The sequence below is a fragment of the Streptomyces sp. NPDC079141 genome (assembly GCF_040686775.1).
Taxonomy (GTDB): Bacteria; Actinomycetota; Actinomycetes; order Streptomycetales; family Streptomycetaceae; genus Streptomyces.
On sequence record NZ_JBFBLP010000003.1, the window covers coordinates 96,098 to 115,751 of the forward strand.

At 73.7% G+C, this 19,654-nt stretch carries 20 protein-coding genes and 1 riboswitch; of the genes, 13 read left to right on the plus strand and 7 right to left on the minus strand.

The window, feature by feature from the left end:
• Positions 1-31: 31 nt before the first annotated feature.
• On the plus strand, positions 32-589 hold the full coding sequence (locus AB0Q90_RS10120) for a YbaK/EbsC family protein (RefSeq protein ID WP_363162184.1): 558 nt from the start codon (positions 32-34) through the stop codon (positions 587-589).
• Positions 590-606: 17 nt separating this feature from the next.
• Here AB0Q90_RS10120 and AB0Q90_RS10125 read toward each other — a convergent pair whose 3' ends face one another.
• From AB0Q90_RS10125 to AB0Q90_RS10135, 3 genes are all read right to left on the minus strand, one after another.
• Positions 607-1,827: a 4-hydroxybenzoate 3-monooxygenase gene (locus AB0Q90_RS10125; RefSeq protein ID WP_363162185.1), complete on the minus strand. Its 1,221-nt coding sequence runs from the start codon at positions 1,825-1,827 to the stop codon at positions 607-609.
• A gap of 46 nt (positions 1,828-1,873) precedes the next feature.
• Positions 1,874-2,707, minus strand: a complete 834-nt coding sequence (locus AB0Q90_RS10130; protein ID WP_363162301.1) for a formylglycine-generating enzyme family protein — start codon at positions 2,705-2,707, stop codon at positions 1,874-1,876.
• A 183-nt stretch (positions 2,708-2,890) separates the two neighbouring features.
• Positions 2,891-3,298, minus strand: coding sequence for a CoA-binding protein (locus AB0Q90_RS10135; protein ID WP_363162186.1), 408 nt, complete (start codon positions 3,296-3,298; stop codon positions 2,891-2,893).
• A 79-nt stretch (positions 3,299-3,377) separates the two neighbouring features.
• Positions 3,378-3,566: riboswitch (cobalamin riboswitch) on the plus strand.
• Positions 3,567-3,634: 68 nt separating this feature from the next.
• On the opposite strand from AB0Q90_RS10135, the gene AB0Q90_RS10140 reads away from it, so the two are divergent.
• The 8 genes from AB0Q90_RS10140 to AB0Q90_RS10175 all read left to right on the plus strand — a co-directional run bounded on the left by AB0Q90_RS10140 (position 3,635) and on the right by AB0Q90_RS10175 (position 12,827).
• On the plus strand, positions 3,635-4,654 hold the full coding sequence (locus AB0Q90_RS10140) for an ABC transporter substrate-binding protein (RefSeq protein ID WP_363162187.1): 1,020 nt from the start codon (positions 3,635-3,637) through the stop codon (positions 4,652-4,654).
• Complete coding sequence (locus AB0Q90_RS10145) at positions 4,651-5,664, plus strand: iron chelate uptake ABC transporter family permease subunit (RefSeq protein WP_363162188.1); 1,014 nt, start codon at positions 4,651-4,653, stop codon at positions 5,662-5,664. Before AB0Q90_RS10140 ends, AB0Q90_RS10145 begins: the two co-directional genes overlap by 4 nt.
• On the plus strand, positions 5,661-6,425 hold the full coding sequence (locus tag AB0Q90_RS10150; RefSeq protein ID WP_363162189.1) for an ABC transporter ATP-binding protein: 765 nt from the start codon (positions 5,661-5,663) through the stop codon (positions 6,423-6,425). The genes AB0Q90_RS10145 and AB0Q90_RS10150 overlap by 4 nt, the downstream gene beginning before the upstream one ends.
• 127 nt (positions 6,426-6,552) lie before the next feature.
• The gene (locus AB0Q90_RS10155) at positions 6,553-7,317 is read left to right on the plus strand and encodes a hypothetical protein (RefSeq protein WP_363162190.1); all 765 of its coding nucleotides are present in this window, start codon (positions 6,553-6,555) and stop codon (positions 7,315-7,317) included.
• Positions 7,314-7,856: a histidine phosphatase family protein gene (locus AB0Q90_RS10160; RefSeq protein WP_363162191.1), complete on the plus strand. Its 543-nt coding sequence runs from the start codon at positions 7,314-7,316 to the stop codon at positions 7,854-7,856. The genes AB0Q90_RS10155 and AB0Q90_RS10160 overlap by 4 nt, the downstream gene beginning before the upstream one ends.
• A gap of 84 nt (positions 7,857-7,940) precedes the next feature.
• The gene (locus tag AB0Q90_RS10165) at positions 7,941-8,567 is read left to right on the plus strand and encodes a YigZ family protein (protein WP_363162192.1); all 627 of its coding nucleotides are present in this window, start codon (positions 7,941-7,943) and stop codon (positions 8,565-8,567) included.
• Between the two features lie 109 nt (positions 8,568-8,676).
• Complete coding sequence (locus tag AB0Q90_RS10170; RefSeq protein ID WP_363162193.1) at positions 8,677-9,840, plus strand: exonuclease SbcCD subunit D; 1,164 nt, start codon at positions 8,677-8,679, stop codon at positions 9,838-9,840.
• Positions 9,837-12,827 carry an SMC family ATPase gene (locus tag AB0Q90_RS10175; protein WP_363162194.1) on the plus strand — a complete coding sequence of 997 codons (2,991 nt, stop codon included), beginning with the start codon at positions 9,837-9,839 and terminating at the stop codon, positions 12,825-12,827. The genes AB0Q90_RS10170 and AB0Q90_RS10175 overlap by 4 nt, the downstream gene beginning before the upstream one ends.
• Here the strand turns inward: AB0Q90_RS10175 and AB0Q90_RS10180 are convergent.
• Positions 12,821-13,267 carry an Lrp/AsnC family transcriptional regulator gene (locus AB0Q90_RS10180; RefSeq protein WP_363162195.1) on the minus strand — a complete coding sequence of 149 codons (447 nt, stop codon included), beginning with the start codon at positions 13,265-13,267 and terminating at the stop codon, positions 12,821-12,823. The genes AB0Q90_RS10175 and AB0Q90_RS10180 overlap by 7 nt on opposite strands.
• A gap of 124 nt (positions 13,268-13,391) precedes the next feature.
• Between AB0Q90_RS10180 and AB0Q90_RS10185 the strand changes: the two genes are divergently transcribed.
• Positions 13,392-13,874: a rhodanese-like domain-containing protein gene (locus tag AB0Q90_RS10185; RefSeq protein ID WP_363162196.1), complete on the plus strand. Its 483-nt coding sequence runs from the start codon at positions 13,392-13,394 to the stop codon at positions 13,872-13,874.
• A 4-nt stretch (positions 13,875-13,878) separates the two neighbouring features.
• Here AB0Q90_RS10185 and AB0Q90_RS10190 read toward each other — a convergent pair whose 3' ends face one another.
• A complete protein-coding gene (locus AB0Q90_RS10190) occupies positions 13,879-14,676 on the minus strand; it encodes an ATP-grasp domain-containing protein (RefSeq protein ID WP_363162197.1) in 798 nt (265 codons plus the stop codon).
• A 77-nt stretch (positions 14,677-14,753) separates the two neighbouring features.
• Here AB0Q90_RS10190 and AB0Q90_RS10195 point away from each other — a divergent pair, with 77 nt between their 5' ends.
• Together AB0Q90_RS10195 and AB0Q90_RS10200 are read left to right on the plus strand one after the other, a co-directional pair.
• On the plus strand, positions 14,754-15,263 hold the full coding sequence (locus tag AB0Q90_RS10195; RefSeq protein ID WP_363162198.1) for an immunity 21 family protein: 510 nt from the start codon (positions 14,754-14,756) through the stop codon (positions 15,261-15,263).
• Between the two features lie 54 nt (positions 15,264-15,317).
• Positions 15,318-16,151, plus strand: coding sequence for an SDR family oxidoreductase (locus AB0Q90_RS10200; RefSeq protein WP_363162199.1), 834 nt, complete (start codon positions 15,318-15,320; stop codon positions 16,149-16,151).
• A gap of 40 nt (positions 16,152-16,191) precedes the next feature.
• On the opposite strand, the gene AB0Q90_RS10205 is transcribed toward AB0Q90_RS10200, so the two are convergent.
• Positions 16,192-17,880 (minus strand): DUF885 domain-containing protein, encoded by a 1,689-nt coding sequence (locus tag AB0Q90_RS10205; RefSeq protein ID WP_363162200.1) that lies wholly within the window; start codon positions 17,878-17,880, stop codon positions 16,192-16,194.
• A gap of 32 nt (positions 17,881-17,912) precedes the next feature.
• Positions 17,913-18,404 carry an Lrp/AsnC family transcriptional regulator gene (locus tag AB0Q90_RS10210; protein WP_363162201.1) on the minus strand — a complete coding sequence of 164 codons (492 nt, stop codon included), beginning with the start codon at positions 18,402-18,404 and terminating at the stop codon, positions 17,913-17,915.
• Positions 18,405-18,464: 60 nt separating this feature from the next.
• Between AB0Q90_RS10210 and AB0Q90_RS10215 the strand changes: the two genes are divergently transcribed.
• Positions 18,465-19,652, plus strand: a complete 1,188-nt coding sequence (locus AB0Q90_RS10215; protein ID WP_363162202.1) for a PLP-dependent transferase — start codon at positions 18,465-18,467, stop codon at positions 19,650-19,652.
• Positions 19,653-19,654 lie beyond the last annotated feature (2 nt).

Sequence of the window (19,654 nt, forward strand, 5' to 3'; positions counted from 1 at the left end):
GCCGTCGGCGTACGGCTGTTACGGTGCGGCCATGCGCGCACCGATCGGAGACTTCGACACCGCCACCCCCGCCCCCGACTGCCTCGACGAGCTGACCGACCCGGTCGCCGACGCCGTGCGTCGCTGGAGCGGCGCCGTCCCGGCCGACCAGATCCTCTACGTCGAGACCGACCCCCAGTGGGCCGACACGGCCGTCTTCGTGGAGCACTACGGCAAGGAGCTGCTGGAGCAGTCCGCCAACTGCGTGGTGGTGGCCGGGAAGCGGGGCGGTGAGAGCAGCCTCGCGGCCTGTGTGGTGCTGTCCACCACCCGGGTCGACGTCAATGGCGCCGTACGCCGCCAACTCGGCGCCCGCAAGGCCTCCTTCGCCCCGATGGACACGGCCACCGGCGAGACCGGCATGGAGTACGGCGGCATCACGCCCATCGGGCTGCCCGCCGACTGGCCGGTGCTGGTGGACTCCGCCGTCGTCGATCTGCCCTACGTCCTGGTGGGCAGCGGACGCCGGCGCGGCAAGCTGCTGGTGCCGGGGAAGGCATTCGCCGAGCTGCCCGGGGCCGTGGTGCTGGAGGGGCTCGGCGTCGCCTGACCCGGGCGACGGGCGGATCAGTGGACGGCGTTCTTGCCGAGGTACTGCTCGGCGAACGCCAGGGCCGCCGACGGAGAGCCGAACAGGCGGCGCAGCCGGGCCCGGGCGGTGCCCGCGCGGTGCGGATCGCCCGAGGACGTGCCGTGGTACACCTCGGAGAGCCACTGCGAGAACTCCTGGTAGTCCCACACCCGCCCCAGACAGGCCCGTGAGTAGCCGTCGAGGCCGGTGGTGTCGCCCTTGGTGAGCGCGGCGACCAGGGCATCGCCCAGCACGAAGGCGTCGTGCAGGGCGAGGTTCATGCCCTTGGCCGCGATCGGCGCCGTGAGGTGGGCCGCGTCCCCGGCCAGGAAGAGCCGGCCGAACGCCATGGGCTCGACGACGTAACTGTGCATGTCCAGCACGCGCTTCTCGATCAGCCGGCCCTCCGTCAGCCGTGGCGCGCCGGCCGCGCCGAGCCGCTCCTGGAGCTCGGCCCACACTCGTTCGTGCGACCAGTTCTCCGGGTCGTCGCCGGGCAGGCACTCCAGGTAGTAGCGGGTCACCTCCGGACTGCGGGCCATGTGCCCGGCGAATCCGCGCGGATGCATGCCGAACACGACACAGTCGTTGGACGGCGGCGCCTCCGCCAGCAGCGCCAGCCAGCCGATGCCGTAGTCGTACCGGGAGACACGGGCCCGCCCGGCCGGCACCGCGGCCCGCGTCACCCCGCGCGCCCCGTCGCAGCCCGCCACGAAGTCGCAGTGGACGACCTGCCGTTGCCCCGACTCCCGGCAGATGTACGACACCGAGGGGCGACCCGTGTCCAGGTCGTGCAGCTCGACGTCCCGCACGCCGAACCGGACGGCGCCGCCGCGCACGTCCGCGTACTCCCGCACCAGGTCCGTGACGAGCAACGGCTGTGGATAGACGAAATGGTGATGACCTGTCAGCTCGGCGTACGCCAACCGGTAGCGCTCCCCGGCGAACCGGAACTCGCACTCGTTGTGCACCTGCCCCCGCGCCAGCAGGTTGTCCGCGAGGCCGCGCTGTTCGAGCCCGCGTACCGCCCACTCCTCCAGGACACCGGCCCTGGGCCGCTGCTCGATGAACGCACGGCTCTCGGTCTCCAGGACCAGACAGTCGACGGAGGCGGCCCGCAGGATGTTGCCGAGGGTCAGCCCGGCGGGTCCGGCGCCGACGATGACGACCGGAAAGCGTTGTGCGGCACGGGAGTTGGGGTGGGGGGTCGTGGTCACCCGAGCATTATGTGGGGGCCCGGCGCGGTACGGGGAGTCGCCGGAGTCACGCGTCGCGTGCGCACCGGAAGCCCGCGTGGCCGCTGGAACTGTCCGGGGTGTTGGAGCTGCGGGCGGCGACGCGGTAACGGTTGCAGTAGGAGGCGTGGCACATGTGGGAGCCGCCGCGGATCACCTTGGCGGTGCCCTCGGCCGGTCCGGCCGGGTTCACCGCCCCGCGGCGCTCCGTGCTCCACCAGTCCGCGCACCACTCCCACACATTGCCCGAAGTGTTGTACAGGCCGAAGCCGTTGGGCTCGAAGGCGTCCACGGGCGCGGTGCCGCGGTAGCCGTCGTCGGCGGTGTTCTTGGTGGGGAAGGTGCCCCGCCAGATGTTGCAGCGGTAGGCGCCGTCGGGGTTCAGTTCGTCGCCCCAGGGGTAGCGCCGCTGCTCCAGGCCGCCGCGGGCCGCGTACTCCCACTCGGCCTCGGTGGGCAGCCGCTTGCCCGCCCAGGCCGCATAGGCGGCGGCGTCGTACCAGGACACATGGACCACCGGATGGTCACCGCGGCCCGCGAGGTCACTCCCGGGACCCTCCGGCCGGTTCCAGGCCGCCCCCGTGACCGCACACCACCAAGGGGCCTGCTCGGGCCGCGGCGCGTCCCGGCGCAGGGCGCCCGGCAGGAACCCGGCGAAGACGTACGACCAGTCCAGGCGCTCGGCGTCGGTGATGTGCCCGGTGTCGGAGACGAACGCGGCGAACGCGTCGTTGGTCACCGCACAGGCGTCGATACGGAAGGCGTCCACGCGCACGGCCCGCACCGGGCCCTCACCGTCGGCCGGGAACCCCTCGGCGTCCTCGGCGCCCATCAGGAACTCGCCACCGGGAAGCAGGACCATGCCGTCCGTGGACCCGGCGACGGCCGGCGCCGGCGGTGCGATGCGCAGCGGCTTGGCCGGGCCGCTCCCGGCGGACGGCATACAGCAAGGGGCGGGCTCGTGCATCGGCTTCTTCCTCGGGGCGCGGGTGCGGACCGTCCATGTCTACGCGACGTTCCTGTCCGGACCGGCCACCGGGGGTGCTCAGCGCAGCCGGGGAATCTCGATGGCCGGGCAGCGGTCCATGACCATGTCGAGGCCGGCGGCGCGGGTGCGCTCGTACGCGGCGTCGTCGAGGACGCCGAGCTGGAACCACACAGCCTTGGCGCCCTTGGCCACCGCCTCGTCGGCGATCGGCCCGGCCAGCTCGCTGTTGACGAAGACATCGACGACGTCCACGTCGAAGGGGATGTCCGCGAGGCAGGCGTAGCCCTGCTCGCCGTGCACCGTCTCCGCCTTGGGGTGGACGGGCACCACGCGCTTGCCGTAGCGCTGGAGCACCTCGGCCACGCCGTAGGCGGCGCGCCGCCGGTTCGTCGACAGGCCCACCACGGCCCAGGTGTCGCCGAGTTCCGTGAGGATCTTGCGGACCGTCTCGTCGTCGCCGTACACCGGTGGGCCTCCTCGACCTCATGACAGGGCTCTCGACCGCACAACGGCCGACGGCGCCCGGTGATTCCCGGCGGCCGCGTGATAGCTTGCCGAAGCCAGTCGAACCCATGAACGTGGGTCAGGGAATCCGGTGCGAATCCGGAGCTGACGCGCAGCGGTGAGGGTGACGGGCGGGGCCTCGGCCACTGGACGGCGTACGTCGTCCGGGAAGGCGCTCCGACCCGGGTGAACCCGAGTCCGAAGACCTGCTGGCGGCCCCCGCGGTCGACGCACGGCGGGGGAGCACCGTACGACCGGGCTCCGCGTTCGAGCCCTCGACGACTGAGGACAAACCCCGTGCCCTTCGCACGTCTCACCCGCCCCGCCGCCCTGCTCGCGGCCTCCACCCTGCTCCTGACCGGCTGCGGCGACGACAGTGCCGCCACCGATGCCAAGGCCGCCGTCACCCTCGACAACTGCGGGCACTCCGTCCGCGTCGAACAGCCGCCGCGGCGCGCCGTCTCCCTCAACCAGGGCACCACCGAGATCCTGCTCTCCCTCGGCCTCGCCGACCGCATGGCCGGGACCGCGACCTGGACCGACCCCGTGCTGAAGGGACTGGCGAAGGCGAACGCGAAGGTGCCGAGGATCGCCGAGAACAACCCGTCCTTCGAACGGGTCCTGGAGACCGAACCCGACTTCGTCACCGCCTCCTTCGTCTCCACCCTGGGCAAGGGCGGCGTCGCCGGCCGCGAGCAGTTCGAGAAGCTCGGCGTCCCGACCTACGTCTCCCCGTCCGACTGCGTGGGCAAGGACAACTCCGGGGGCGGCGACGGCGTCCGCGACACCCCGCTGACCATCGACGACGTGTACGGCGAAGTCCGCGACCTCGCCAAGGTGTTCGGCGTGGAGGAGCGGGGCGAGAAGCTCGTCGCGAGCCTCAAGACGCGGATGGCGAAGGCCACTTCGGGCATCGACGCCTCGGACGTCACCCTGCTCTACTGGTTCGCCAACTCCGAGTCGCCCTACATGGCCGGATGCTGCGGCGCCCCCGGCGTCATGACCCGCGCCCTCGGCGCGCGGAACGTCTTCGACGACACGCACGAGGAGTGGCCACAGATCAACTGGGAGACCGTGGCCGACCGCGACCCCGACGTCCTCGTCATCGGCGACCTGACCCGCAAGTCGCAGACCGCCGAGTCCGCGGCGAAGAAGATCGCGTTCCTGGAGTCCGACCCCGTCACGAAGAACATGACCGCCGTCAAGCACAAGCGTTACGTGCTGCTCAGCGGGCAGGCCATGAACCCGACCATCCGCACGGTAGAAGGCGTCGAGCAAGTGGCCGCGGCCCTGCGTGAGTTCGGGCTCGTGAAGTGACCCTGCGCGGGCTTGTGCTGGGCACGGCGGGCACCGTCCTGCTGTGCTGCTCCCTCGCCGTCGCGATCACCATCGGCCCGGCCGACATCCGCGTCGCCGACGTGTGGTCCGTCGTCGCGGCCCATCTCGGCGTCGGCACCTCGGAGTTGACGCCGATCCGGGACGGCATCGTGTGGCAGCTGCGGCTGCCGCGCACACTGCTCGCGGCCGTGTGCGGGGCCGGACTCGCCGTGTGCGGCGCGGTGATGCAGTCGCTGCTGCGCAACCCGCTCGCCGACCCCTTCGTCCTCGGAGTGTCCTCCGGCGCCTCGACCGGGGCCGTGGCCGTCGTCGTCCTGGGCGTCGGCGGCGGTGCGGTGTCGGTGTCCGCGGGGGCCTTCCTCGGCGCGCTGGTGTCGTTCGCGCTGGTGCTGTTCCTCAGCCACACCCTGGGCGGCAGCACCGACCGGGTCGTCCTCGCGGGCGTCGCCGCCATGCAGCTCTTCTCCGCGCTCACCTCCTTCGTGGTGCTGACCGCGGCCGACGCCGAGACCACCCGCGGCGTCCTCTTCTGGCTGCTCGGCTCGCTCGGCGGCGCCGGCTGGACCGACGTGTGGGTGTGCCTGTCGGTGCTGGCCGTGGCGCTGGTGGTGTGTCTGTCGTACGCCCGCGTCCTGGACGCCTTCGCCTTCGGGCAGGACGCTGCGGCCGCCCTCGGGGTGTCCGTCGCCCGCACCCGCCTGGTGCTGCTGTGCGTCACCGCCCTGCTCACCGCCGCGCTGGTGAGCTCGGCCGGGGCCATCGGCTTCGTCGGCCTCGTCCTGCCGCACGCCGCCCGCGCCCTGGCCGGACCGGGCCACGCCCGGCTGCTTCCGGTCACCGCGCTGGCCGGGGCGGTGTTCCTGGTGTGGGTCGACACGCTGGCCCGCACCGTCCTCGACCCGCAGGAGGTGCCGGTGGGCGTGGCCACCTCACTGATCGGCGTCCCGGCCTTCGTGGCCGTGCTGTACCGGACCCGGAGGGTGCGATGAGCCTGCACGCCGAGCGGGTGCGCCGACGGGCCGACGGCCGGTTCATCCTGGACGACGTCACCCTCGCCCCCGAACCCGGTTCCACCGTGGGCCTCCTGGGCCCGAACGGCTCCGGAAAGTCCACGCTCCTGCGCCTGCTCGCCGGGCTGCTCGCGCCGACCGCCGGGGTCGTCACGCTCGACGGCGAACCCCTCGCGGGCCTGCTCCGCCGGGAGATCGCCCGCCGGCTCGCCGTGGTCGAGCAACAGGCCGACACCCAGGTGGAGTTGACGGTCCTGGACGTCGTACGACTGGGGCGCGTCCCGCACCGCCGCGCGTGGACGCCCGCCTCCGCGCACGACGAACGGGCCGTGCGCGCCGCCCTGGAGCGCACCGGCCTCACCGACCGTGCCGAACAGCCCTGGCACACCCTGTCCGGCGGCGAGCGCCAGCGGGTGCAGATCGCCCGCGCGCTCGCCCAGGAACCGCGCGAACTCCTGCTGGACGAGCCCACCAACCACCTCGACATCCACCACCAGCTCGACCTGCTCGCCCTCGTCACCGACCTCCCCGTCACCACCGTCGTCGCCCTGCACGACCTCAACCTCGCCGCCATGTACTGCGACCGGGTCGTGGTGCTGCGCACCGGCCGGGTCGTGGCGGCCGGGCCCCCCGCCGAGGTCCTGACCGAGCAGCTCATCGCCGATGTGTACGGCGTACGGGCCGCCGTCACCCGGGAGGGCGACCGGCCGCACGTACGGTTCCTCGGGACGCTGGCCTGACCGCGCCTGGGGGCGTGGCGTCCGCACGGCCGGGACCACCAGGGGGCGGGCCTGCCCTCGCGGAACCGGCCGCGCACCGCCCCTCCGCGCGGCGGAATTCCGCCACGGCGTCCGCAATACGCTCCGGATGCCTGCGCCGGAGCGCGTGCCCGCCTACGCTCAGCCCGTGCTGCGCATCATCGATGCCCGAACGGGCGAGCCCGTCGACGCCGCGCCCGCCCGGCGTGGTCTGACCCGTGTCGAGGCGCATGCGCCCGGCTTCGACACCGGCGCCCTGCGGGTGCTGCTGGTCGCCGATCTCCTCGTCCGCGCCCTCGAACTGGGCGGCACCCCCGTCTGGGCGGTGCTGCGCGGCGAACGGCAGTGGGCCGAGCTGCGGGCCGGCGCCGCCGCCCTGGGCGTACGGCCCTTCGAGGACGCCGCGGACGTCGGGTCCGGCCTGGGCGAGAAACAGGTCATCCATGTGGTGGCGGAGGGCGGCACCGCACCGGACGGCGTCCGCCTCGCCGTCGCACCCGTCCACACCGAGGCGCCCGACCCGGCCCAGGGCGTCGATCCCGCCGCCCTGCGCCTGGCCCTGCTCGCCCAGCGGCGGAGCACGCCGGTCCGGCTCGACCCGGCCGCCCTGAACGAGGCCCACGACACCCTCGTCCGCTGGCGGCAGGCGGTCGCCGGGTGGGCGCACCGGCCCTCGCGGCCGGTCTCCGAGGGGGTGCGCGCACAGCTCCGTACCGCCTGGGAGGACGACCTGGACGTGCCCGGAGTGCTGCGCGTACTGGCCAGGGTGGAGACCGAACCGGATCTGCCGGACGGCTCCCGCTTCGAGACGTTCGCCTACGCCGACCGGCTGCTCGGCCTGGATCTCGCCCGCGACCTGGGATCCCCGGCGTGATCGCGCGCGCCGGGACGGGCCCGCTGCGCCGGCTGGTGGTGCTGCGGCACGCGAAGTCGGCGTGGCCCGAGGGAGTCGCCGACCACCGGCGCCCGCTCGCCCCGCGCGGCCGCCGGGACGCACCGGCCGCGGGCCGTGCGCTGGCCGAGGCCGACCTGCTCCCCGACCTCGCGCTGTGCTCCACCGCCGTGCGCGCCCGCCAGACCTGGGAACTGGCCTCCGCCGAGTGGGGCACCCCGCCGCCGGTGCGCCTCGACCCGCAGCTGTACGCGGCCGACGTCCCCGAGCTGCTGGCCGCCGTGCGCGCGACGCCGCCCGAGGTCGAGACGCTGCTGCTGATCGGGCACAACCCCGGCCTGGAGGACCTGGTGGTCGAGCTGGCCGGGGACGGCATGGAGGACACACTGGACCGGCTGCGGGTGAAGTTCCCCACCTCGGCGATCGCCGTACTGGCCTGGCGCGGCACCGCCTGGAGCGCCCTGGCCCCCGGCAGCGCACTGCTGACGTCGTTCCTCGTGCCCCGGGGCGGCAAGCACTAGGCGGGGCCTGTCCGACGGGCGCGCCGACTCCGCGCGGCCCGATCCGCCGGACAGGCCCCGGCCGGGACGGCATAGGCTGGCCCGATGCAGGACGAGTACCGCACAGTGGCCCACGCGGGCGTGCACGAGACCGAGGTCAACCGCTCCCGCTTCCTGTGCGCCCTCGCCCCGGCGGCCACCGAACAGGAGGCCCAGGACTTCATCGCCGGCATCCGCAAGGAGCACGCCGACGCCACGCACAACTGCTACGCCTACGTCATCGGCGCCGACGCCGCGATCCAGAAAGCCGGCGACGACGGCGAACCGGGCGGCACGGCCGGCGTCCCCATGCTCCAGATGCTGCTGCGCCGCGAGATGCGGTACGTCGTCGCCGTCGTCACCCGCTACTACGGCGGCGTCAAGCTCGGCGCGGGCGGCCTCATCAGGGCCTACGGCGGCTCCGTCGGCGAGGCCCTGGACACCCTGGGCACGATCACCCGCCGCCGCTTCCGGCTGGCCACGGTGACCGTCGACCACCAGCGGGCCGGCAAGGTCCAGAACGATCTGCGCGCCACCGGACGCGAGGTGCGGAACGTGTCCTACGCCGAGGCCGTCACCATCGAGATCGGCCTGCCGGACGCCGACGTGGACGCCTTCCGCGCCTGGCTGGCCGACGCCACCGCCGGCACGGCCGGGTTCGAACTGGGCGGGGAGGCGTACGGCGACGCGTGACGAACCGGGTGAAACAGGCATAACGGGCGGGCCGTGATGGGGGCATGAACGGGCCGATACGGGAGTAACCGCCCGTGATGTCAGACCCGGCCGTTAGTCTTCGGGGATCATGAGGCTGCTGCACACTTCCGACTGGCATCTGGGCCGGGCGTTCCACCGCGTGAACATGCTCGGTGCCCAGGCCGAGTTCATCGGCCACCTCGTCACGACCGCGCGCGAGCGCGAGGTGGACGCGGTGGTCGTGTCGGGAGACGTGTACGACCGGGCGGTGCCGCCGCTCGCCGCGGTCGAGCTGTTCGACGACGCCCTGCACCGCCTCGCCGACCTCGGCGTGCCCACGGTGATGATCTCCGGGAACCACGACTCCGCCCGCCGCCTCGGGGTCGGCGCCGGACTGATCGACCGCGCGGGCATCCATCTGCGGACCGAGCCGTCGGCCTGCGGCACCCCCGTGGTGCTGGCGGACGACTTCGGGGAGGTCGCCTTCTACGGGCTGCCGTATCTCGAACCGGCCCTGGTGAAGGACGAGTTCGGCGTGGACAGGCCCGGACACGAGACGGTGCTCGCCGCCGCCATGGACCGGGTCCGCGCCGACCTGGCCGGCCGCCCGCCCGGCACCCGTTCCGTCGTCCTGGCGCATGCCTTCGTCACCGGCGGCGAGGCCAGCGACAGCGAACGGGACATCACCGTCGGCGGGGTGGCCGCCGTGCCCGCCGGGGTCTTCGACGGCGTCGACTACGTCGCCCTCGGGCATCTGCACGGCTGCCAGACCATCACCGGGCGTGTGCGCTACTCCGGCTCCCCGCTGGCCTACTCCTTCTCGGAGGCCGACCACCGCAAGAGCATGTGGCTGGTCGACCTGGACGCCGCCGGTGCCGTCACCGCCGAGCGGATCGACTGCCCCGTTCCGCGCGCGCTGGCCCGCATCCGGGGGCCGCTGGAGGAGCTGCTCGCCGATCCCGGGCTCGCCCGGCACGAGGAGGACTGGGTCGAGGCGACCCTGACCGACCCGGTCCGGCCGGCCGACCCGATGGCCCGGCTCACCGAGCGTTTCCCGCACGCCCTGAGCCTTGCCTTCGACCCCGAACGGGCTCCGGACGACCCGGACGTGTCGTACGCCAGGCGGCTTGCGGGGCGCAGCGACCAGCAGATCGCCGAGGACTTCGTCGCCCATGTGCGCGGCGCGGGACCGGACGAGGACGAGCAGGGCGTGCTCCGCGACGCCTTCGACGCGGTCCGCGCGGACGCGGTCGTGAAGGAGGTGGCCCGGTGAGACTGCACCGCCTCGACCTCACGGCCTTCGGCCCCTTCGGCGGCGCCCAGAGCGTCGACTTCGACGACCTGTCGACGGCCGGGCTGTTCCTGCTGCACGGACCGACCGGAGCCGGAAAGACCTCCGTCCTGGACGCCGTGTGCTACGCCCTGTACGGCTCGGTGCCAGGCGCCCGGCAGAGCGGCCAGGGCCTGACCCTGCGCAGCGACCACGCGGCGGCGGGCACGCGGACCTCCGTGACCCTCGAACTGACCGTCGCGGGACGCCGGTTGGAGATCACCCGGCAGCCGCCCTGGGAGCGCCCCAAGAAGCGCGGCTCCGGCACCACCCTGGACAAGGCCCAGAGCTGGCTGCGCGAGCACGACGCGGTCACCGGCGACTGGAAGGACCTCAGCCGCTCCCATCAGGAGATCGGCGAGGAGATCACCCAGCTGCTCGGCATGAGCCGCGAGCAGTTCTGCCAGGTCGTGCTGCTGCCCCAGGGCGACTTCGCGCGCTTCCTGCGTGCCGACGCCGAGGCCCGGGGCCGCTTGCTGGGCCGCCTCTTCGACACCCACCGCTTCGCCGAGGTGGAGAAGCGCCTCGCCGAACGCCGGCGCACGGCCGAGGCCCAGGTCCGCGACGGCGACGCCGCACTGCTGGCCGACGCCCACCGCATGCAGCAGGCGGCGGGCGACGCCATGGAGCTGCCCGAGCTGACACCGGGCGAACCGGGTCTCGCCGAGGCCGTCCTGAGTGCCGCGGCCGTCGCCCGCAGCACCGCCCGCGAACAGCTCACCGTCGCCCACTGCCGGCTCGCCGCGGCCGAGTCCGGGCAGGCCGCCGCCGACCGCGCGCTGGGCGACGTACGCGAGAGGGCCCGGTTGCAGCGGCGGTTCGCCGAGGCGCGTGAGCGGGCGGCGCTGCTCCAGGAGCGGGCCGACGGGTACCACCAGGCGCAGGCGCGCATGGAGCGGGCCCGCAAGGCGGAGGCGGTGGCGCCCGCCCTGGAGCTGCGGGACGCCGTCGACGCCGAGCACCGCAGGGCGGCCGCCGCCCAGGCACGCGCGCGTGCCCTGCTGCCGGACACCTTCGCCGACGCCGGTGCGGCCGGGCTGGCCGCCGCCGCACGCCGGGCCGCCGAGGAGCTGGGCGGCCTGGAGTCGGCCCGGCGTGCCGAGCAGCGGCTGGCCGAACTCGTAGTGGAGCGCGCCGACCTGGACCGTCAGGAGCGCGCCGACGAGGACGTCCTGACGGAGGCGGAGGCCTGGCTCGCCGGCTGGGAGGCGACCCGCGCGGGGGTGCAGGGCCGGATCGACACCGCCCAGGAGGCCGCGGCCCGCGCCGAACAGCTCGCCGTACAGCGGGAGCCCGCGCAGAAGCGGCTGCGGGCCGCCCGGATGCGTGACCAGCTCGCCGGTGACACGGACACCGCCGCCGAACGGGCCCGCCGCGCGCAGGAAGAGACGTTGACGGCCAAGGCGCACTGGCTGGAGGTCAAGGAGCGGCGGCTCAACGGCATCGCCGCCGAGCTCGCCGCCGAGTTGTCGGACGGCGAGCCCTGCGCGGTCTGCGGCGCCACCGAACACCCCGCGCCCGCCCGCAAGGACGCCGGGCACGTCGACCGCGAGGCCGAGGAACAGGCCCTCGCCGCCTACCAGGCGGCCGAGGAACACCAGGCCCAGCAGGAGCGGCAACTCGGCGTCGTCCGTGAGGCGCTGGCCGCCGCCACCGCCGAGGCGGGCGACACCCCGACCGGCCGACTCGCCGACGAGGCCGAGGAGTTGGAGCGGCGCTTCGCCGAGGCCCGCCGGGACGCCTCCGGGCTGCACCCCGCGCACGAGGAGCTGCGCCGCGCCGAACAGGAACACGAGCGGCGCGCCGCCGCGCGGCAGCAGGCGGAGGTCAGAGCCGCCGCCCGCGTCGGCCACCGGGACCGGCTGGACCGTGAAAAGGCCACCCTGGAAGAGGAGTTGACGCAGGCCCGCGGCGCCCTCGACAGCGTGGCCGCACGCGCCGCCCAGCTGGAGCGGCAGGTCGCCCTGCTCACCGACGCGGCCGACACCGCCCGCGCCGCCGAGGACAGCGCCGAGCGGCTCAAGGACGCCGACGCTCGGCTGGCGGACGCCGCGTTCCGCGCGGGCTTCGACACCCCGCAGGCCGCGGCCGCCGCCCTGCTCGACGACGCCGCCCACCGCGATCTCCAACGGCGCCTGGACGCCTGGCAGTCCGAGGAGGCCGCCGTACGTGCCGTCCTCGCCGAGGCCGACACAGCGGCCGCCGCCCAGCAGCCGCCCGCCGACCTGGCCGCCGCGGAGGAGGCCGCCTCGGCCGCCGGCCGGCGGCTGCGCGAGGCCGCCTCCGCGCGCGACGCCGCCGCCCGCCGCTGCACCGAACTCGACCGGCTCTCCGCCCGCTCGGCCGCCGGCCTGACGCGGCTGGCCCCGCTGCGCGCCGAGTACGACCGCGTGGCCCGCATGGCCGCCCTCGCCGCGGGGACCTCGGCCGACAACGAACGCAAGATGCGCCTGGAGGCCTACGTCCTCGCCGCCCGCCTGGAACAGGTCGCCGCCGCCGCGACCGTACGGCTGCAGCGCATGTCGTCCGGCCGCTACACGCTCGTCCACTCCGACGACCGTTCGGGCCGCGGGCGCAGCGGCCTCGGGCTGCATGTCGTCGACGCCTGGACCGGACGTGAGCGGGACACGGCCACGCTGTCGGGCGGCGAGACCTTCTTCGCCTCACTGGCGCTGGCCCTCGGCCTCGCCGACGTCGTCACGGACGAGGCGGGCGGGGTCCGCCTCGACACCCTCTTCATCGACGAGGGCTTCGGCAGCCTCGACGACCAGACCCTCGACGAGGTCCTCGACGTGCTCGACTCCCTGCGCGAACGCGACCGCAGCGTCGGCATCGTCAGCCACGTCGCCGACCTGCGGCGGCGCATTCACGCCCAGTTGGAGGTCGTGAAGGGCAGATCGGGGTCGACGCTGCGGCAGCGGGGTCACTGACCGAGGGCGCGCCGGGGCAGCGGGGAGGAGTAGACGACGCTGGTGGTGACCGCGCCGAGTGCGCCGATCTTGCCGGCCACCTCTTCGAGGTGGCTCATCGAGCGGGCGGCGACCTTGATGACGAAGCAGTCGTCGCCCGTGACGTGGTGCGCCTCCAGGATCTGCGGCGTCACGGCGACCAGGTCGTGGAAGGGCTTGTAGTTGCCGTTCGGGTAGCGCAGCCGCACGAACGCCAGGATCGGCAGCCCCAGCCGCTCGGGGTCCACGACGGCGGCGTACCCCTGGATGACGCCCGCCTCCTCCAGCCGGCGCACCCGCTCGGTGACCGCGCTCGCGGACATCGACACGGCCCGTGCGAGCTCGGCGAAACTGGCGCGGCCCTCGCGCTGGAGAACCTCAAGGATGCGCCAGTCGGTGGCGTCCGGGGAAAACGTGGTCATGGAGGAGAGATAGCAGGGGAATCCCCGGCCGATCAAGGGCAGGGCCGGGGATCGCCCCTTCAGGTAGTTGATCTTCACGGCGTAGATTTCTGGCCAGAAGGAGCCACCACAGAAGGGCCAGAACATGAGCAGCACCGCCACCACCGTCAACCCCGTCCTGCGTGTGGCCCCGGCGGACCCGGCCGCGGCGGCCGCCTACTTCCGCGCGAGCCTCGTCTTCCACGCCGACGTGTCCGACGTCGCCGCCGCGCTTGGGGCCGATGGCGACCCCGGCTTCGTCGTCGTGGACTCCCGCTCCACCGCGTCCTGGGACCAGGGGCACATCCCCGGCGCGATCCACCTGCCCACCGCGCTCATTCCCGAGCAGGCCGAGCAGCTTCTCGACAGGTCCGTGCCCGTCGTGACGTACTGCTGGGGCCCCGGGTGCAACGGCGCCACCCGTGCTGCGCTCGCCCTGGCCGAACTGGGCTACCAGGTCAAGGAGATGCTCGGCGGCTTCGAGTACTGGGCGCGTGAGGGCTTCGAGTTCGAGACGTGGGAGGGGCGCACCCGGCGCGAGCCGGACCCGCTGACCGCGCCGGTGGACGCCGAGGACTGCGGTTGCTGACGCGCTAGTCCCGCACCACGGCCGGCACCGGGCGCAGGAATCGCCGCTCCGCCGCCGTGAACTCCGAGGCCGGGCGCGCCGCGTGCAGCACCACATCCAGCGCGGCTTCGGGGTCGCAGGCGTAATGGCCGCTTGCCCAGGCCGCGTTGGCCTCGACGACCGCCCAGCCGGAGTCGGGCCCGGCGAGCAGGCCGACGTCCGCCACGACCGCACCCGGCAGGCCCGTGCCGGCCAGCCGGGCGGCGAAGCCCAGCACCTCGGCGCGGCGCGGGTCCCGGTCCAGCGGCGCCACGTCGAGGTCGCCGCCGGTGGCGTACCGGCTGCCGGTGCGGACCTCGCCGTCGAGGAGGAACAGCCGGTACTCCACGGCGAACGTCACGATGTCGCTCACCAGCACGGCAGTGTCGTCGTCGACCGCGTCCGGACCCGGCAGCCGGCTGCCGTCCGGATACACACGGGCCGGGAAGCTCTTGTCGTTCGGCGGCTTCACGAACGCCGGGCGCCGCAGCCGCCGGGCCGCGGCCAGTGTGGTGAACTCCACCTGTCTGCCGGTGAGTTCGTACGGAAGGCGCGCCAGCCAGTCCTGCGGCGCCTCCAGCAGCCCGAGGCCCAGATCCCCTGCGACGGCGTCCGCGAACAGCGGCCCCGCGTACAGCGAGGCTCCGGCGCGGCCGCGCCGGGACTCGGGCACGCGCCAGTCGTGCAGCGTCTCGACATGCAGGCCGCGCCGCCGTGCCGCGTCCGCCAGGGCGTGCCCGGTGGCGGTGATGCGCGGGGAGAGGAAGAGCGTTCGGGTGGTCATGAGAGCCGAGGGTGGCGCACGAGAAGGTGAGCGGTACAGCGAATTTGTGTGCCGCCTGTGCGTGTAGGTTCTGCGCCATGGTGCGATTCAGGCGCGCGGTGCGATGGGTGGAATCGGGCGGCGGGCCCCTCATAGCGGTACCGGAGACGGTGCTGCCGTTCTGGGCGGGCGCCGACGGCGACGAGACCGCCTCCGACTACGACCGGGCCTGCGAGGTCGACGGACACGTGGGCCTGCTCCCGGTCGGGGACTCGACCGCCCTGGTCCTCGGCGACGAGCCCGCCTCCACCGCCTATCTGCCCGATCACGGCACCTTCGTGCGGTGGTGCGCCGCCGACTCCGAGGCGGCGTTGCTGGCGAGCGTTCCGGCGGCGCTGGCCGCGGCGGACTGGGCGGACGAGGTGCACTGGACCGTACGCGGCCCCGTCCTCCTCTTCGACTCCGCCTGGCCGGGCACCGAGACGGAACGCACCGACCATCTGCGGGTGACCCTGGAGCCGGGCCGGTACGCGGTGCGCGCGGCCCACGTCCGGCCCGGCCCGGAGACCTGGCTGGGACTGGTCCAACTCCGGCGGTCGACCGGCTGATACGGCGGCGATAATCGCGTGCGCCCCACGCGCACCCCGCCGAAGATGATCGGCATGCCCCGACTTCCGCACCCCGCCCCCGAAGAGCTGCGCCGCGACCCGCTGCCCATGCGCGGCCGCACCGCCCTCGTCACCGGCGCCAGCAGACGCGGCGGCATCGGACACGCCGTGGCCCGGCGGCTCGCCGCCTACGGGGCGAGCGTGTATCTGCACCATCACGTGCCGCATGACGCCGCCATGCCCTGGGGCGCCGACCGGACCGAGGACGTCGCCGCCTCCGTACGCGCCGCACTCGGCGATCCCGACGCCCGTGTCGTCGCCGGACCCGGGGACCTCTCCGTCCCCGCGGCGCCCGCCGAGTTGATCGCCGCGGCGACGGAGGCGCTCGGCGGACGGCTCGACATCCTGATCGCCAACCACGCCCTCAGCGGCTGCGACGGCACCCTCGACGAGATCGACGCCGCGATGCTCGACGCGCACTGGACGGTCGACACCCGCTCGGTACTGCTGCTGATCCAGGCCTTCGCCCGGCTGCCGCACCGGCCCCGCGGCGGACGCGTCGTCATGATGACGTCCGGCCAGGACCTCGGCGGCGGCATGCCCGGCGAGCTCGCCTACGCCCTCCAGAAGGGCGCCCTCGCCTCGATCACCCGCTCCCTGGCGACGACGCTCGCCGAGCGGGCGATCACCGTGAACACCGTCAACCCCGGCCCCGTGGACACGGATTACCTGACCGGCGAGGCCTACGACGCCGTGGCCTCGATGTTCCCCGCCGGCCGGTGGGGCATGCCCGACGACCCGGCCCGCCTGATCGCCTGGCTGGCGACGGACGAGGCGGGCTGGATCACCGGGGAGGTCATCAACTCCGAGGGCGGCTTCCGGCGTTGATCACATCCTGTCGGAGCTGATCACAGGCTTCCCGTGCTGATCACAGCACGGACAGCTCGTCCACCAGGTCGTCCAGGCCCAGGGAGCCCTGGGAGAGGGCGGCCATGTGCCAGGCCTTGAGGTCGAAGGCGTCGCCGTGCCGCTCGCGCGCCTTCTCCCGGCCCAGCAGCCAGGCGCGCTCGCCCAGCTTGTAGCCGATCGCCTGGCCCGGGATCGTCAGATAGCGCGTCAGCTCGCTCTCCACGAACTCCGCCGGGCGGCTGCTGTGCGCCCCGAAGAACTCCTCGGCCAGCTCCGGCGTCCAGCGCTCGCCCGGGTGGAACGGGGAGTCCGCCGGGATCTCCAGCTCCAGGTGCATGCCGATGTCGACGATGACCCGGGCGGCCCGCATCATCTGCGCGTCGAGATAGCCGAGCCGCTCCTCCGCGTCGGCGAGGAAGCCGAGCTCGTCCATCAGCCGCTCCGCGTACAGCGCCCAGCCCTCGCAGTTGGCGCTGACATGACCGACGGTGGCCTGGTAGCGGGAGAGGTTCTCCGCCACGTGCGCCCACTGCGCGAGCTGGAGGTGATGGCCCGGCACGCCCTCGTGGTACCAGGTGGAGACCAGGTCGTAGACCGGGAAGCGGGTCAGCCCCATGGTGGGCAGCCAGGTGCGGCCCGGACGGGAGAAGTCCTCGGTCGGGGCCGTGTAGTACGGGGCCGCGGCGCCGCCCGGCGGGGCGATGCACGACTCCACCTTCCGTACCCGCTCGGCGAGTTCGAAGTGCGTGCCGTCGAGCGCCTCGATCGCCCGGTCCATTACGCCCTGCAGCCACTCGCGGACCTCGTCGACGCCCTCGATGTGCCGGCCGTGCTCGTCGAGGTGCGCGAGCGCCACCCACGGCGTCTCCGCGCCGGGCAGGATCTTCTCCGCCTCCTGCTTCATCTCGCCGAGGAGGCGGTGGAACTCGGACCAGCCGTACGCGTAGGCCTCGTCCAGATCGAGATCCGTACCGTTGAAGTAGCGCGACCAGCGGGCGTAGCGCTCCCGGCCGACCGTGTTCGGGGCGCCCTCGACCGCCGGCGCGTACACGTCGCGCATCCAGTCCCGCAGCTCCACCACGGCCGCGGTCGCCTCACGGGCGGCCTTGTCCAGCTCGGTGCGCAGCGCCTCGGGTCCGGCGGCGGCGAAGTCCTCGAACCAGCCCCGGCCCTCGCCCGTGTCGGACCACTCGGTGAGCTGCTCCAGGAAGGTCGCGGTCGGGCGCGGGCCCGCGTACAGCTTGCGCTCCAGGCCGAGCGCGAGGGACTCGCGGTAGCCGGCCAGCGCGGTCGGCACCGCGCGCAGCCGCTCGGCGATTGCCGCCCAGTCCTCCTCGGAGTCGGCCGGGGTGACGGTGAAGATCTCACGCACCTGGTGGGCAATGGTGTGCAGGTTGCCGACCGAGCGCAGGCCCTCGTCGGCCTCCAGCACGGCGAGTTCGGCGGTCAGCCGTTCGCGCAGCAGCCGTGCGCACCGGCGCTCGATGTCACTGTCCGCCCCCGGCAGGCGCTCGGCCTCGTCGAGCCGCGCCAGCGTCGTCCGGGCCAGTTCCGCGAGCGCCTCCCGGCCCGCGGGCGAGGTATCGGGCAGCTTGCTCGAACTCTCCTTCACGCCGAGATAGGTGCCGATGATCGGGTCGAGGGCGATGAGGTCGTCGACGTAGGTGTCGGCAACCTCGCGGGGCAGCGGGTTGTTGGTCTGCGACATGCGGACCATCCTGGTACGACGTGGCCGCCGCGTCACCCGGATTGAGCCGAGGGCGTAGGAGGCAGCAGGGGCCCGCAATCCCACTGCTGGAAGATCAGCCGGGTCTCGACGCGCGCCACTTCCCGGTGCGCGGTGAACTCGTCCAGAACCAGCCGCTGAAGATCGGCCATGTCCGCGACCGCGACATGCACCAGATAGTCGTCCGGGCCGGTGAGATGGAAGACGGTCCGCGACTCCGGCAGCGCCCGGATCCGCTCGACGAACGGCCCCACCAGCTCCCGCCGATGCGGCCTGACCTGCACGGACAGCAGCGCCTCAAGCCCACGCCCGAGCTTCGCCGGGTCCAGCCGCAGCTGATGGCCGAGAATCACCCCGGCCCGCCGCAGCCGGGTCACCCGGTCCAGGCAGGTCGACGGTGCCACCCCCACCTGCGCCGCGAGATCCCGGTACGTCGTCCGGGCGTCGTTCTGCAACAGCCGCAACAGATGAAGATCCACCGGATCCAGTACGACAGATTCGGCCACTGGCCGAACGTAGCACGGTGTTCGATTACTGTGACCCGGTCGGCGTTCACTGTTCCGCCCATGGAGACGCCTGGAGGAGCCAGAGCACTGGCCACCGAAGCTGTGCACGCCGGCCGCGACGACCTCGCCGGTCAGGGGCTGCACGCCGTGCCGATCGACCTGTCCACGACCTACCCCTCCTACGACAGCCGCGGCGAGGCCGCCCGTATCGACGCGTTCGCCGCGACCGGCGCCGAACCGGACGGCCCGCCCGTCTACGGGCGCCTCGGCAACCCGACCGTCGCCCGCTTCGAGACCGCCCTCGCCCGGCTGGAGGGCACCGAGTCGGCGGTGGCGTTCGCCAGCGGTATGGCCGCGCTCAGCGCCGTCCTGCTGGTACGGGCGGCGGCGGGCCTGCGCCATGTCGTCGCCGTACGGCCCCTGTACGGGTGCAGCGACCACCTCCTGACCGCCGGTCTGCTCGGCTCGGAGGTGACCTGGACCGACCCGGCCGGCATCACGGACGCACTGCGGCCCGACACCGGTCTGGTGATAGTCGAGTCGCCGGCCAACCCCACGCTCGCCGAGGTCGATCTGCGTGCGGTCGCCCACGCCTGCGGCTCCGTGCCGCTGCTCGCGGACAACACCTTCGCCACTCCTGTGCTCCAGCGTCCGGCGGAGCAGGGGGCGCGGCTGGTGCTGCACAGCGCCACCAAGTACCTCGGCGGGCACGGGGACGTGATGGCGGGCGTGGTGGCCTGCGACGAGGAGCTGGCCGGGCAACTGCGTCAGATCCGCTTCGCCACGGGCGGGGTCCTGCACCCGCTGGCCGGCTACCTGCTGCTGCGCGGCCTCTCCACGCTGCCGGTGCGGGTCCGGGCCGCCTCCGCGAACGCCGCCGAACTCGCCCGCCGCCTCGCCGCCGACCCGCGCGTGGCCCGCGTCCACTATCCGCGCATCGGCGGCGGGATGATCGCCTTCGAGGTCCACGGCGACCCGCACGAGGTCATCGCCGCCGTCCGCCTGATCACCCCGGCGGTCAGCCTCGGCAGCGTCGACACCCTCATCCAGCACCCGGCCTCCATCAGCCACCGCATCGTGGACGCGGACGACCGGAGGGGGGCCGGGGTGAGCGATCGGCTGCTGCGGATGTCGGTGGGGCTGGAGGACGTGGAGGACCTGTGGGCGGATCTGGACGGGGCGTTGGGCCGGGGCGCGGAGAACCGCGCGGCCGGCCACAACGAACCCGCAGTGGCCGGCCGCGTCTAGCT